The organism is Sulfolobus acidocaldarius SUSAZ, assembly GCA_000508305.1.
GTDB lineage: Archaea > Thermoproteota > Thermoprotei_A > Sulfolobales > Sulfolobaceae > Sulfolobus > Sulfolobus acidocaldarius_A.
The window spans coordinates 1,788,937-1,803,473 of sequence record CP006977.1 but is presented as its reverse complement, the minus strand read 5'-3'; the positions used below and the strand labels follow the sequence as shown (position 1 = coordinate 1,803,473).

Below are 14,537 nucleotides of genomic sequence, written 5' to 3'. Positions count from 1 at the left end.
ATCAAAATTAACTGAAGAAAAGGAAAAAAATCTTAGTCTTTATTATTTCTTATTTGTCAGACCTAATCTCCTCTATTACACCTAAGTCTTTTGGCGAAAAGTTTTTGACTTGCTCAGGGGTCATCTTTAGGGCTCTCTCAATTACCATTAGCCTAGCGTTAACTAGTTGTTTCCTATTTTCTATGGTGAAATCAGGGGTCAATCCAAAAGGTAATTTAGTTAATGGTCTAGTTAGAGATTGAACTATCCCAACCAGTTTGTTGAATTGCTCTATTGCTTTTCTGTAGATACTCTCACCGTTCTCCACTATAAGCCTGGTTATCAAATAAGTTCCGTAAGCTATATGCCTAGATTCGTCTGTTGCAATTAAGTTTACGGTCTTTGATAACCCAGGCATTAAATTTAGGCTATTAAATATATGCTTAAAGGTTTTATACCCACTTTCAGCAGCTACTCCTTCAACATAAAGGTTATAAGTTGTAACTGCTACTGCTAAATTCTCAGGGGACGGATCGACTCGTAACTTCCACATTACGCTTGGTAGTTCCTCATAGAAAATTTTCTGATACCACGGATTGTACTCTGTGGTAAAAATTGTCAAGTCATCATTTATCTCTAATGAATCGCAAAATCTTCTAAATGCCTCTGCATGTTTAGCCTCCTCGAAGGCAAACTGTTCTAAATAGATTACATCTTCGACCCTTCCCTCATCAATCATGGTTGATATTAAGGGAGTAATATCAACTGCCACTGCTTCTTCCCCAGCCATGAAGAGTGAGACTATATTCAGAAGGTAATTCTTTTCATCTCTACTTAGTTTTTTCCAGTCCTCCCTGTCTTTTGAGAAATCTATCTTTGACGGATCCCAGAATAGCCTCTTGCCTATTTGATAAAGTTTCATGGGGAATGAGTTCCAGTCATATCCTACTGAAGTCGCCTTGAACTTCTTATGAATCACTCCTTCACTTCTGAATTCAAGTAATTTTTCCTTCAAACCCTCTCATTATATTATTTAAAACTTTAAATATTAAAACCTTTAGTATTTAGTTATTTTTACACAATAAAATTTCGTTATAATTTATTCAGATAATTATGCATAAAACTACTATATAATGTTGAGTAAAATGCTCTGAATGGCAGTATCATTAACAAGTAACATAAAAATCCTTCCCTTACTCCACATGCATTATGATGACCCTGAATTACTACTTGATGTTGTCTCTTCCTTTTTGTCTGCTTTACTCAATTCCTTTGGTTTGAGCAGCGATCTATTTTTCTCAGGATATATTCCTTCTGGTCTTAGAACTAACAAGACAGTCAATAAGAGTCCAAACAGAATATATTGTAGCCATACAGGGTCGAAGTTAAGTATTGATCCTAGCTGTTGTTTGTATATGTCCACTAGATGGCACAGTGTTGTATACACCAGGGTACCGATAACTGCACCTAACGTAGTCCCAGCTCCGCCTAATACTAGCATCATATAGGGCAAGAAGGACCATCTGCATACTCAGAAACTATGTCCAGCCTATGTTCCACCATTAGTATACTCATGTTCTTCTTTAGATCTGCAAGAAGGTTAAGGAGACTTTTAGCTAATTGAGGGTTAACTCCAGCCAAGGGCTCGTCCATCAGAAGAACCTTGGCGTTTGCCATCAATGCTCTGCCTATCTCAAGTAGCTTTAATTGACCTCAGCTTAACACTTTAGCCTGCTTAACCCACATTTTATCCAATTTAACTAATTTTAATATGTTAAATGCTTCCTCAACTAACATTTCCTCCTCCCTCCTCCAAAGACTCTTTATCATGGACCTAAAAACAGACTCGCTTCGTATAGGATTCCTGCCTAAAATAACGTTATCAAGTACACTCAAGTTAGGAAATACTTGAGGATTTTGAAAAGTCCTAACGATACCAAGTTTAAAGATTTCATGGGGTTTCTTACCTGTAATATCAATGTTATCTAGTACGATTTTTCCAGAGTCCGGCTTATATATGCCTGAAATAACGTTAATCAAAGTTGATTTCCCGCTACCGTTAGGACCAATGAGAAGAGTAATTTTTGAATTTTCGACCTTAAGACTCACTTCATTAAGTGCGACCAAACCACCAAAACGTTTTAAAACTGAATTAACTTCAAGAGAAGGCAAAAAATCACCTCACTTTGTATTATAGTATACTTGACCCACTGGTTTACATCCGAGGAAAGGGCTAGGGCTGTAGGACTATTTATGTCTGCCGTAGCCATATCAAATGCTGTTGCTTCACCCATAGGAGGATTTTTACTGGGTGTAGATTGGTTCGGATTATCAGGTTGGAGATGGTTATTTATTCTTGAAGGAATTCCATCAATAATTTGGGGGCTTGTAGTCTTATTTACAATGGACGACTGGCCTAAGGATGCTAAATGGTTACCTGACCATGAGAAAAAGCATTTAGAAACTGTACTAATGGCAGAGAAAGAGAGTAAGCCACAAAATTTTGTAAAGTCAATTAGAGTAGGTTTATTTCACCCTTGGGTATTAACATTAGCCTTTGTTTACTTTGCAATAGTTACATCACTCTATGGGATAACCTTCTTCTCGCCATCAACAATTAAAAGCATATTTGGGACATCCAACCTAATAGTCGGAATAATTAATGGAATACTATATACTATAGCTGCAATATCTATGATAATAGTAGGAAGACAATCAGACAGAACTAATGAAAGGTTCTTCCATAGTTCTTTACCGATGGTAGTAGCATTCATTGGATGGTTACTATTTTATTTACTTTTGGGTCACGCATCGCCAGATACCTTATTTATATCATTGGTCATAGCCGCGATAGGAATATATGCTGCGTTCCCATCATTTTGGCCAGTTCCACAGTCTGTATTAGCAGGTGAAACTAGGGCTGTAGCAGTAGGATGGGTAAATTCTATTGGAAATCTAGGTGGATTTGTCGGTCCTTATATTTTTGGATATTTTAAAGAAGTTACCGGTACTTATGCTGTTGGTGCATTATTTTTGGGCATAATGGCATTGATAGGAGGAGTCTTGCTACTAACGCTCAGGATTGCGATAAAAAGGAGTAATGTTAAGGTATGACTAATTTAGTTAGTTTCATTCCACAGTATATCAAATCTAAATAATTTTTTATTCTAAGATGTCTAAAAAGTTTAAACATCCTGAAGATCTTTGTCCTTAATCCAATTTATCTGGATAATCGACCTAAGTCTCTGATACCTTACAAGTATTTGTTACAAAATGAGGAAAGCCTCGCCCTTCAAGGCGGGGAGGAAGTCAGTCTAACGTAAAACCATTTTTATTGGCTAGACTAGATAGTTACTATGAAAATCGATACACATCAGCATCTCGGTATATACGGCGTAAATGCTAAAGAGATTAGAGACAATTTCGATTACGTCGTTTTAAACCCATCATATAAGTACTCGTGTAATTGCTGTGTTGACGGTTTCTATCAGCAATACCTCTGGAATAGAAGTAGAGATTACCTTCAACTAGGAATATACAATTTAAAGTGCAGAGTTCCTGCAAGAGTTGAACTTGGCAGACAACTAGATAAGGGAATAGTGGGAATTGTCTTAAATCCAATCAATCATGACTTTGATCTTGATAAAGCTAATGACGTTTATCAGTTCACTGAAGACCACGATTTACCCCTATTTATCTACACAGGTAGAGGTAAGGGAGATCCCTCTAAACTAACTGAAGTTCTCAAGAATTTCAGGTTAAAAGTAGTATTGATAAGTCTGGGCTATCCGAATTATGTTAATGAGGCAAGAGAACTCCTTCAACTGAATAATGTGTACGGTGACATCTCTTCTGTTCCAGAGAATGTAATTAAGACATTTCCTAGAGAAAAATTGATATTTGGAAGTCATTATCCTTATGTTCCCTTCCCAGAGATTGTGGATGAGGAAATACTAAGTAATGCGGTCAAAATCCTCAGTATTTAAGATATATTAGATGGGCTTAACAGTAAAGTTGTCCTTAGAATTTTACTTCCATAAGTCTTTCATTATTCTTATGATTACATTCTTAGACCCCACAATTCAAGACAAGTATGAGTAATTGTTGTGGATAGAACTTATTCTATATATTAAAGTTTAAAGACGGACACACAGAATAACTGAAGGTATTTATTAACAATATACTTTAATATAGGATTGTGCTACAAAAATGCTCCCTTTCTGCAATACTATAAGTAATCAATTTATTTAGAAGACCTTAAGTATGAGGCAAATAGAATTTATTACCGATCTCAATAACTATTTAAACCTAAATTTTATCAATATCTTAACATGAATCCAGATTTTTTTTTGGAATATATGTGAGAGACCTTACAAAGATATATAAGGGAAACGTAAAGGCGTTAAATGGTGTAAACCTTGATGTGGAATATGGGAAATCTTTTGCATTATTGGGACCTAATGGAGCGGGTAAAACTACGTTAATAAGAATCTTGACAACCCAGATTCCTTTCATTAGTGGAGAGGCTTATGTGAACGGGTATAATGTAGCGAAAGAGGGAGATAAAATAAGGAAAATTATAGGTTATGTCCCTCAGGAAATTAGTGTATGGGCTGATTTATCAGGCTATGAAAACCTACTAATATACTCAAAGATATACGGTATACCTTCAGATCAGAGGAAACAGAGAATTGAAGAAATCTTGGATAAAATGGGATTATATGATGTAAAGAATGACTTAGTCAGAACCTACTCCGGGGGCATGGTAAGGAGATTGGAGATAGCCTGCTCATTGTTGACTAAACCTAAGATCTTATTTCTGGACGAACCAACAATAGGTCTTGATCCCTTAACCAGAAAAACTGTATGGGACGAATTAAGGCGCTTCAAGAAGGAGAACGAGATGACGATATTCTTTACCACCCATTATATGGATGAGGCTGATGAGTACTCAGACAAAATCGCCTTGATCGACAGGGGTAAAATTGTAAAAGTAGGAACCGCAGAGAATTTGAAGAAATCAATTAATCAAGAGGTTAATATATTTCGAAATAGATGAAACGAATTTTAACGTAATAGAGAAGGAGATTAGTAGCTTAGAAGGTGTGAAGGAAATTATCTACTCTAGCGGAGAGGTAAGAATTTCAGTAGATAACGCAGATAGCCTCCTCTCGCTTGTACTAGAGAAGCTCAAAAATGCTCATATCAAGTTTGAAAGAATAGGTATAAGGAGAACAACTTTAGACGATGTATTTATAGCATATGTGGGTAAGACCATCAGTGTAAGGGGCGATGTTAAGGAAATACGTCAAGCCAGGAGTAGAATAAGGGGTGGGTGAAAATGTTAGTTAGCTCTTTTCGTTATCTAATGTCAATGTTTGAACTGGAATTAAGAAGGATAATGCATGATAGAACAGAGTTGTACATAAGAGCTGCGCAGCCAATATTTTGGTTAATAATCTATGGCACAATCATAGCCAGAACTAGAGCAATACTCGTTGGAATACCATATATAGACTACATAACTCCAGGAGTAATAATGCAGTCCACAGTGTTTGTCTCGGTATTCTACGGTTTAACTTTAGTTTGGGAGAGAGAATCGGGGATTTTGAAGAGGCTAATTACAACACCTTCTCCTAGATACGCAATAATAATAGGGAGATCATTAGCATCAGGAGTTAGAGGACTATTTCAACTCCTTATATTAGTTCCCATTGCATTACTTCTAGGTGTGAGATTTTATAGCCCCCTCTTCTTCATAGCTACAATTCCTATAATTATCGTAATATCCAGTGGTTTTGCTTCACTTTCAGTCATTATTGCTTCGTTTATGAAGACTAGGGAAAGATTTATGGGTATTGGACAAGCTATGATTCTTCCATTATTCTTTTCCAGTAACGCATTATATCCTTTACAGTTGATGCCTAAAGTTCTACAGTACGTAGCGATAATTAATCCCATGACTTATGGGGTAAACCTGTGCAGGAGCTTCATGATAACGGGGAATTTCTCGTCGACTCTCATCGATATTTTAGTTGCCATACTCTTTGATGCAGTAATGTACATCATAGCATCACTTAGGTTCAGAAAGATCATAGAGTGAAGTTACGTTATTATTCACTTTAGACTATATGTTTAGTGGAGACCATTTAAGTGTAGTAAATCCCTTTTTAACCATGTGTAATTCATGACCTTAGAGGAGTATATTCAAGATTTGTCCAAACTAATCAGGAGGAGAAGGCTCGATATAAGGAAAATCACAACTAGTCTCTTGGTTTCACCAGGGAAATATACATTATTTGTTATCTAGTTTACTACTACTTATCATTTATATGCTAATTAAAGATAAAATCTCACTTCATATGAGAATTCGTGTTTTTGCCCTGGTTTAATTACCTTAATACCCATCTTATTATGGATAGCGTCTGGAGCCCCACTCATGGGCTCAATGGCAACAGCTCCTTTAACACCAGTATATATTTGAATGTAATTCAGGTTTTTCCTCCTAGTTATTTTCAGTTTTGAATGAGTTGATTTCAAAATTATATCTCCTCTGATGATAAAACAGTCATCATATTCCCCGTGACTTAGCTTAACCTGTTTTATTTCCCCTGTTGGTATATTGTCAATACTCTCTAGTTTCCTTACCTCTCCCCTTGTAATTATTTCCCAGTCACTGGAAACCACAAAATATGGATGTGTTCCCACTGTTAAGGGTGCTCTTTTATCTCCAACATTCTGAACTACTATCTTATTCATAAAACCATTCTCGAATAGCTTATACAGGACAAGGCAATTCAGCTTTGTCGGGTAACCCTTATCCTCTAAGAGATAGTTTAGGATCACGAAGTCCCTTTCATTATGTATAACTGAAAACTCCTTATCTAAGACCAGTCCATGAATGGCGTTTCCTTCTTTGTTCTTGGGTAACTCATACTTAATCCCATCAAATGTGTACTCTCCACCCTTTATCCTGTTAGCAAAGGGTATTAGGACTGCCATACCACCTCTTGTAACTCTATCAGTATTTCCCTGGAGAACTAGATCTTTCCCATTAATTTTAAATGAGTAAAGGTAGGCTCCCTTATTTAGGATCTCAGCCTCAGCACGTCCCTTTTTTAGAATCATGTTCTTAATCTCTTTAATTTTCTAATTTATTATTTTCCTGTGTTAATTTAACACAAAGATTATTTTCCATGTAAGTAGTTGTCACGATTGTGTCATGTTAATGATTAAATAAACTAAAACTACTTAGGGCTCAATAAATCCGTACTTGGATTGCTTACAAAATATTCGAAGGCTTTGCAGAAGTCATATTTTGGGTCAAGTTTTAATGTTCTTCAGCAAGCACATAGAGACTAGATTTTGAGCAAGAAGACCTAAACTCTGAGGGTAATTGTTTATTAATTTTGTTTTCTAATAGTAAAATATGACGATTAAGGTCAAGCGAGTTTACGAGACACCTGAGACTGATGATGGAGTCAGAATCTTAATTGACAGATTATGGCCTAGAGGAGTAAAGAAAGACATAGTGGATATTTGGATGAAAGATATTGCTCCATCAGACGAGTTAAGGAAATGGTTTAATCATGAACCTGAAAAGTGGGAAGAGTTTAAGCATAAGTATATGGTGGAACTTAAAAGTAACCCTAAGGTTAAAGTCTTAGTCGAGGTAATAAGGAGAAGTGAAAATGTCACATTTTTATATGCCACTAAATCACCTTACAATAGTGCGGTAGTTTTAAAGGAGTATATTGAAAGTTTGTTAACAAAATAATCTTTTTTAGAAAGAGTTGTTACATATGGTCTTTGCCTCAAAGAGACCCATTGAAGTTACACTTCTACTGGATAAACACCCATGCGAAGTCTTAGACATATTTAGGAAATATGAAATTAGGGCTCAGATAACTAATGTTAAGTTAAGGGACCAGGTTACTGATCATATTGCCCTCCTTAAGATAGATGATGATATACTTAAGGAACTAAAGAGAAGGTCTCTTAAAACTTTAAGGATAAATGAAAATACTATTTGGATAAGGACGAACGGCTGTGGAGTTTGTAAGCTACTCTATCACTCTGACCTAATTGTGGAAAAGGTAAAGGTGCTAAGTAAAGCTACTGTTATGTATAAACTTTTATTGCCAAATCTCTCCGCATTAAAACAGTTTTTAGAGGAATTGAACAGCATAAGAGTAGAGGCTACGGTCGCTAATGTATCAGAAATTGACGAAAGTGAGTTGACAGACAGACAATTGGAAATCCTGAGATTGGCTTACAAATCTGGTTATTTTGATGTTGATAGGAGAATCTCTATGAAGGAATTAGCCAATAAATTGGGGATAAAGGCATCTACGCTAGAGGAGATACTGAGGAGAGCTCTAAAAAAGGCTGTAAAATATTATTTGGACAGAAAGAGCTAAATATATTGGAACAAGAAAAACGTGCTGGAACGAAGAGCTGATCTGTCATCCTGATACATTACCTAGTTACATAGTAAGGAAAGCCTCGCCATTTATGGTGGTGAAGAAGTCAGATTCAAAAACCTCACAAATGATTGAGCAAGAAGAGAATTATCGTCGCTGAAGATATTATCATCAATATAAGATGGTAAAAAAGGAGTATTCTCTTATACCTTTTTACACTCTCATGGGAAGGCACCTATGATCCCTCAATGGTTTCCATGACTGTGTTTCATTCTATATTTATTCTCGTTATTAGATGATAACTCTCTTGGCAAATCTATGCACGGATTTTCATCGAAGAATCCGTCAGGTCTTAACATAAATCCAGCCATTTCTACTGGCATTACTGGCCAATCTTCAACTCTCACTACATGCTCAACTCCCAATGTGTACCATAATACGATATCCTTATCCACTATACTCCTGTTTTTTTCCACGTATTTAGGTAATCCTTCACCAATCCTTTCATAGGGATAATCTCCAGTAGCATATCTTTCATTTGGATCGTATGGAGTGACCCATAGATGATAATTTATATAGCCTCCTCTCTTCCTTACAAAGGATTCTTCTGGCAATGGACATGCTACATTTTCTCTAGGGATAAATCTGTATGCAGTGGGTTCTCCTAAATAATTGGACTTTTTCGGATTAACTATTTTCCAATATCTGCCACTTTGAGGATTTACATGTCTTCTAGCCTCTAACTCATTTTTTAATAAAGTTTCCTCCGCATAAAACGCGTTACCCAATGGGTTTTCAGGTCCTATACTATCTGGTTTTAGATTAACCTCATATACCCTATTTATTTGTCCGTCAATATCTAAATCCAGTCTAATGTTAAACCAGTGTATATGAATAGGTCCATATACCTCTGGGGTAACAAGCGTTCCATACTTTCTCTTTTGTCCTTTCTGCACAGCATCGTCATTTATTATACCCGTTAATTTGACCATCAGTTCAATACTACCATCCTGATAAAAGTGCCAAAAGAATCCATAATCATAGTTAGCTAGTGTAGCCCAGAACGAGACAACAAGTCTCCTATTTCTCCTTACCTCTGATTCACCGCTTCTCAGATCAGTGTGTCTCCATATTACGTTAAAGTCCTCTTCATGTACGCATATAGCCTTTTTTATCTTTACAGGTTTACCATCTGAACCTGCTCTGACTACATCGAAATGATAAATACCCTCACCCAAACAGTCACAGTCATAGAGCTCACCATTACCATGTTTCAGGGGAACGATAAAGTTTCCTAGACCATAGTCTCCCGCGTCAAGAACCATTTTTCTGTAGTGGAATGGAGAAGGATCTCCATAAGGAACCATTAAATCTACAACGGATGCCCTGTAAATGATTTGTCTTTCTTTTCCTTTATAATTATATCTTACGTCATATAAAACAAGACCCTCCCTTGGCGTATAACCAATCCTCAACCTCCACCTATACCATTTTATTTCATAACCGTTAACCACCACACTGCTTCCTAGAGGTTGAAGTATCTCAATGGGTTTAAGGCTATCCTCTTGCACGTCTTTCCTTCTCTCAGGCGCGTAGTCACTATTGAGCTCAGGAAGAGGCGCCTCACCAAAATCGTCAATTCTAACTACTTCCATTTTATTTAGGTCAACCCATGGCATAAGTCCGTGTACTGGACGAGCATAATTATTGTCTTTTATGTCTTTTTTAATCCACATGTACCCTATAGCCAGTCTTTTATCACGTTCAGCCTCATTTACATATCCTGGAGACCAACAATCTACTATTAAAAGATTAAGGTCATTTGGAAGTATACCGCGCTTTTGTAGAGCCTCTTGAACTCGTTTATCGTTCCTTACAGCCTTTTCGCATTCTCCAAATTCATCTAAGGTTATGGGTGCATGAACATTCTTTATCTCATGAACAGAAACAATTGATCGGGACTCAATTGAAACTATTGCTTCATATACTTTACCCTCTTCTGCAGGATTGTAAAACTTGACTAATGCTTGTCTCTCGATATTTTTCTCTCCTTTTTTCCACTTTAAATAATCATCTTTCTCCGGTTCGTTTAGCATTATGGCAATGAATTTTATGCTCTCTCCTTTCTCTAGGACTATCTTTTCCCTAATTACTTGAGCTGCTATCTCTATTTCGTTATCGTCTAGGGGATCTAACGGTGACTTAACTAAACTAGAGTTTACTTTGCTTTCTTCAACCACTCCTTCTCACCCAAGGTTATATAACCAATATTACTTAAGAAAATATAACTATAAATATATATTTTGTATTATAAAGTAATACATTATAATACATTATCTTACAAAATATGATTAAATATTAGTTTTATATAATAGTTAATTCGAATTAAAATGGATGAAACTAAGGGCAAAAAGGAAGAGCAAACCGAACAAGGTGAGGGTTTAGCTAAAGGTGTAGCTCGGTATAGAGAGGTTTTAGCACAAGGTATAGCTTCAGCAGCTCCTGCAGCTGCCACTATAGGTACACTAACTGGTGCGGCTGCTTTCGTATATGGCGGATTGCCATTAGCCGTATTGATAGCATTAGTTGCTATACTGCTTGATGCTACAAGAATAAGCATAATATCTAGATACATCCAAAGCGCAGGTGGAATATATACATTTATAGAGAGAGGGTTAGGGAAAAAAGTAGCCTTCATAGCCAGTATGTCTTATATCGTTTACATATTTGCAGTTATAATATTTGTCTATCTAATAATGGGGCTAATGGTTCCTACGGGACTTCAAGAGTTAGGGTTAAATTTACCAGATTGGATATGGATACCATTTGGTCTAGCCAATGCCGCAATTGCGGTTTTTATATCGTATATGGGAATAAGACCATCTCTAAAATTTACACTTACTATGAGTTTAGCAGAAATTTCAGTTCTAATTGCCACATCGCTTCTGATATTTTCCAAAGTGCCTCCAGATCCACAAACATTTACGCTAGCTTATGTACCTGAGCCTCAGGTACTTAATCTTGGTCTCGGCGTTTCGTTTGGTATTTTAGCTTTCACTGGATATGAAACTGTCTCCGTCCTCGGAGAAGAAGCTCAAGATCCAAAAAATACGATTACAAAGGGCGTGTTCACAGCTGCACTAATAGTAGGTATTGTATATCTGATAGGCTCTGAGGCATTTACTGTAGGATGGGGTGTTAACAACATGAGCTCATATTTCAACTATCTTGCCCCAGGTTTGATAGAAGCATATAATTTCGGTGGTCCCATCTTAGCTATAATTTTAACTGCTCTTCTTATAAACAGTAATATAGCCTGTGCGTGTGGGTTTACCAATGCAGTAACTAGAGTCATGTATGCGATGAGTAGAGACGGATTATTGCCATCTAGAATTGGTGAAATACATAAAAGAAGGAGAACTCCCCATATTGCTGCTTTATTCACGTTCATATTTACAGCTGTCTATTTCGTTATAATGTCACTTATTTTTACTCCAGCCAATATATTTATTGCTACTGGGGTTACCACGACATTTGGTTTCCTAATAGCCATATTTACAGTAAACATAAGCATGTTAATTGTTGTAAAAAGGAATAATGCATTAAGCATAGGTAATATAATACTTGTAGCAGTAATTGAGGCAATTATAGGCTTCGTGTTTTACAGTCAGTTAATCACCAGCGCCATAAATATACCTGTCCTCATAGGCGTGTTAACTTTAGTGTTGTGGGTCGTAGGAGGGGCAATTTACTTAATGATATCAAGGAGACTCAAAAGATGAAAAGAGGAAGACTCTGTTAACTAGCCTAATTAGCTTAAGAGAGATTTAACACCTTTTAGCTAATCTTTTTTAAAGGTAAAGACTATACTTTTTTCCATTGGTTCTATTTTACATTTTTTGTTAACAAGTTCATGAATATTTTCTATTAATCCTTCATAATAATTTGCTATTAGGACCGAATATTTGTAGTTATAGTTGTGAGATAATATAATAGAGATACTCTCTCTATCCTCTACGATATCATATCTGAACAAATTGGAATACTTAGAAATAATATCTAGGAATCCGATGAAGATCGATAACTTATCGTATTTTGCATATTTCTTATTGTGTAACTCTTTACTCCAAATGAATAGGTACTCTTTTCCCCATTTTTTCCCTGCCTGATAGGCTTTCTCCTCTATGGAATTCAAATCATCAGTCATACAATTTAGTACAAGCTCAAAAAATCTACTAGATATCGTAATCTCTTTCTCCTTATCGAATTTACGAATTTTGTATGTAAAGAACATGTATTTTTCTAGTTCTCTAGTTATAATACTGTTAAATTTCATGTCTTCCTCCAGTGAAACTTTATCTAAAAATTCCTCCATCCTCTTAGGTATCCTTATGGTCTTTACTACGCTTAGGTCACTACCCTCGTATTCCTTTCGTTTTTCCATACAGAATAGTTGTTTTAGCTTCTATTTATCCTTTAAGATAAGAATATTAAAAATATTAAAATTCAATTCATAAAATTAAGATCATTTACTGGAAAGTATCCAACTTCAGTATGACGTCAATAGACGTAGTTTAAACACATAGATGAAGCTTGTATACAATAAATTAAGACTAAGGGAAAAACAGTTTTTCAAATTAACCCAGTCTTTACTCTTTTCTATCATCAGGAGGGACAAGTTTACCTCTAGTATATTTATACGTAGATATTTGCTCTAAGGAAAGTCCTTTCGTTTCTGGGGTAAATATTAAAGTGAATATAAATGCCATTGCACTAACTATCACCAATAGTTCAAAGAATGGTAGTTTTCCGAAAGCAGAAACGATAAATGGAAACTCGAAGGCACTCAAAAATGATACAAACCTAGTAATAGCAGTTGCTGAACCCATAGACACAGACCTTAACTTAGTTGGGAACAATTCTATTGCGTAAAGTCCCATAGTATTTCCAGGTCCAAGGTTTCCCATTCCGTACCAAAATACTAAACCTATTATACCCAAGGCGATAGCGAATAAGCCACCTATTGTAGCTCCTAAGGCAACAAAGACCATACCTAGTGTCGCAAAACCAAAGCCTAATAGCTGTAGAATTCTCCTTCCAACTGTGTCGTTAAGATATGCAGCTCCCAATGCACCCAAAAACCCTGGAATATATAGTAATGCGGAGAATAGTATAGCTAAAGCACCCTTAATACCTAGCAAATTTAGAATACTAGGCGAATAAAGACCAAATCCATAAGCTCCAATGTCATAAAGAATCCATTGGGTCCATACTATGGCAGTCCTCTTAGCCCACTCACCTTTGAATAGAGCAGTTATTGAGCCTGCACTTAACTTCTCATATTTTTGTTTCTCCTTGATAAGGTTATTAATATCCTCATCAGTCATACCAGTTTCCCTCCTCAGTAATTTAGCTTCTTCAACAGCCTTCTCTCCTTTTTGAGCAATATTCCACCTTGTAGACTCAGGAAGATTAGTCCTCAGGAGAATAGTTATTATTGCAGGAATTGCACCTAGACCTAACGCCCACCTCCAGGCAGTTATTGGGTTGATTAAGTAAAATAGGTAACCTACTGAAAACGCTACAGCTGCTCCAATACTCCAGAATGACCAAACCCAGCCATATCCCTTACCTCTCTCCATATTTGGGTACATTTCTGAAGCATATACTGGACTTAAGGCATAATCGGCACCGACTCCCCATCCTATGAAGAACCTGAAAACTATCATTTGAATAAGGTTAGTGGAGAGGGCAGATAACACGGCAAAGACTACAAAAAATATCAGGTCAAACACATACAGATATCTTCTACCAATTCGGTCAGAGTAATGCCCGAATAAAACTGCTCCTACCATAGCACCTAAAAGTGCTGATCCGCTAACCCAACCTAGAGTGAAAGAGTTATAAGGAAATATCTTATAAGTCAGTAAGATAAATGTGAACACAGATATCACACTGAGATCATATCCGTCCAAAAAATAGCCCATAGCAGATAGGACTGTATATGTAGATCTTTTAGGTATCGATTTTTGGATATAAGTTTTATCCATAGTATTAATTATGAAAACTTCTTATATAGGCTTTTCTAGGTAGAAAATAGAGCACTATGTATTTTCGGTATTTTTTAGGTTAAAT

General features: G+C 36.2%; 12 protein-coding genes and 2 pseudogenes. 7 read left to right on the top strand and 7 right to left on the bottom strand.

The features are described 5' to 3' along the window. Window positions 1-49 precede the first annotated feature (49 nt). From SUSAZ_10030 to SUSAZ_10020, 3 genes and pseudogenes are all read right to left on the bottom strand, one after another. Window positions 50-958: a ribonucleotide-diphosphate reductase gene (locus SUSAZ_10030; GenBank protein AHC52199.1), complete on the bottom strand. Its 909-nt coding sequence runs from the start codon at window positions 956-958 to the stop codon at window positions 50-52. A gap of 228 nt (window positions 959-1,186) precedes the next feature. Next, complete coding sequence (locus tag SUSAZ_10025; protein AHC52638.1) at window positions 1,187-1,480, bottom strand: hypothetical protein; 294 nt, start codon at window positions 1,478-1,480, stop codon at window positions 1,187-1,189. Continuing rightward, window positions 1,480-2,151: pseudogene (locus SUSAZ_10020) on the bottom strand (branched-chain amino acid ABC transporter ATP-binding protein). Before SUSAZ_10020 ends, SUSAZ_10025 begins: the two are co-directional and overlap by 1 nt. 18 nt (window positions 2,152-2,169) lie before the next feature. On the opposite strand from SUSAZ_10020, the gene SUSAZ_10015 reads away from it, so the two are divergent. The 4 genes and pseudogenes from SUSAZ_10015 to SUSAZ_10000 all read left to right on the top strand — a co-directional run bounded on the left by SUSAZ_10015 (window position 2,170) and on the right by SUSAZ_10000 (window position 6,082). Continuing rightward, on the top strand, window positions 2,170-3,093 hold the full coding sequence (locus SUSAZ_10015; GenBank protein AHC52198.1) for a membrane protein: 924 nt from the start codon (window positions 2,170-2,172) through the stop codon (window positions 3,091-3,093). A 242-nt stretch (window positions 3,094-3,335) separates the two neighbouring features. After that, window positions 3,336-3,965 (top strand): hypothetical protein, encoded by a 630-nt coding sequence (locus tag SUSAZ_10010; GenBank protein AHC52197.1) that lies wholly within the window; start codon window positions 3,336-3,338, stop codon window positions 3,963-3,965. Window positions 3,966-4,333: 368 nt separating this feature from the next. Then, window positions 4,334-5,318, top strand: a pseudogene (locus tag SUSAZ_10005) (ABC transporter). Between the two features lie 29 nt (window positions 5,319-5,347). Next, complete coding sequence (locus SUSAZ_10000) at window positions 5,348-6,082, top strand: multidrug ABC transporter permease (protein ID AHC52196.1); 735 nt, start codon at window positions 5,348-5,350, stop codon at window positions 6,080-6,082. Between the two features lie 236 nt (window positions 6,083-6,318). Here the strand turns inward: SUSAZ_10000 and SUSAZ_09995 are convergent, their stop codons facing one another. Next, window positions 6,319-7,107, bottom strand: a complete 789-nt coding sequence (locus tag SUSAZ_09995) for an aldose 1-epimerase (GenBank protein ID AHC52195.1) — start codon at window positions 7,105-7,107, stop codon at window positions 6,319-6,321. A gap of 307 nt (window positions 7,108-7,414) precedes the next feature. Here SUSAZ_09995 and SUSAZ_09990 point away from each other — a divergent pair, with 307 nt between their 5' ends. Together SUSAZ_09990 and SUSAZ_09985 are read left to right on the top strand one after the other, a co-directional pair. Beyond that, window positions 7,415-7,756, top strand: a complete 342-nt coding sequence (locus tag SUSAZ_09990) for a uroporphyrin-III C-methyltransferase (GenBank protein ID AHC52194.1) — start codon at window positions 7,415-7,417, stop codon at window positions 7,754-7,756. Between the two features lie 25 nt (window positions 7,757-7,781). Further along, window positions 7,782-8,399, top strand: coding sequence for an RNA polymerase sigma70 (locus SUSAZ_09985; protein ID AHC52193.1), 618 nt, complete (start codon window positions 7,782-7,784; stop codon window positions 8,397-8,399). A 248-nt stretch (window positions 8,400-8,647) separates the two neighbouring features. Here SUSAZ_09985 and SUSAZ_09980 read toward each other — a convergent pair whose 3' ends face one another. Further along, window positions 8,648-10,642 carry a tyramine oxidase gene (locus tag SUSAZ_09980; GenBank protein AHC52192.1) on the bottom strand — a complete coding sequence of 665 codons (1,995 nt, stop codon included), beginning with the start codon at window positions 10,640-10,642 and terminating at the stop codon, window positions 8,648-8,650. A 150-nt stretch (window positions 10,643-10,792) separates the two neighbouring features. Between SUSAZ_09980 and SUSAZ_09975 the strand changes: the two genes are divergently transcribed. Continuing rightward, window positions 10,793-12,184: an amino acid transporter gene (locus SUSAZ_09975; GenBank protein AHC52191.1), complete on the top strand. Its 1,392-nt coding sequence runs from the start codon at window positions 10,793-10,795 to the stop codon at window positions 12,182-12,184. Between the two features lie 59 nt (window positions 12,185-12,243). On the opposite strand, the gene SUSAZ_09970 is transcribed toward SUSAZ_09975, so the two are convergent. Next, window positions 12,244-12,846 carry a hypothetical protein gene (locus SUSAZ_09970; protein ID AHC52190.1) on the bottom strand — a complete coding sequence of 201 codons (603 nt, stop codon included), beginning with the start codon at window positions 12,844-12,846 and terminating at the stop codon, window positions 12,244-12,246. A gap of 205 nt (window positions 12,847-13,051) precedes the next feature. After that, window positions 13,052-14,452, bottom strand: coding sequence for a sugar transporter (locus tag SUSAZ_09965; protein AHC52189.1), 1,401 nt, complete (start codon window positions 14,450-14,452; stop codon window positions 13,052-13,054). Window positions 14,453-14,537 lie beyond the last annotated feature (85 nt).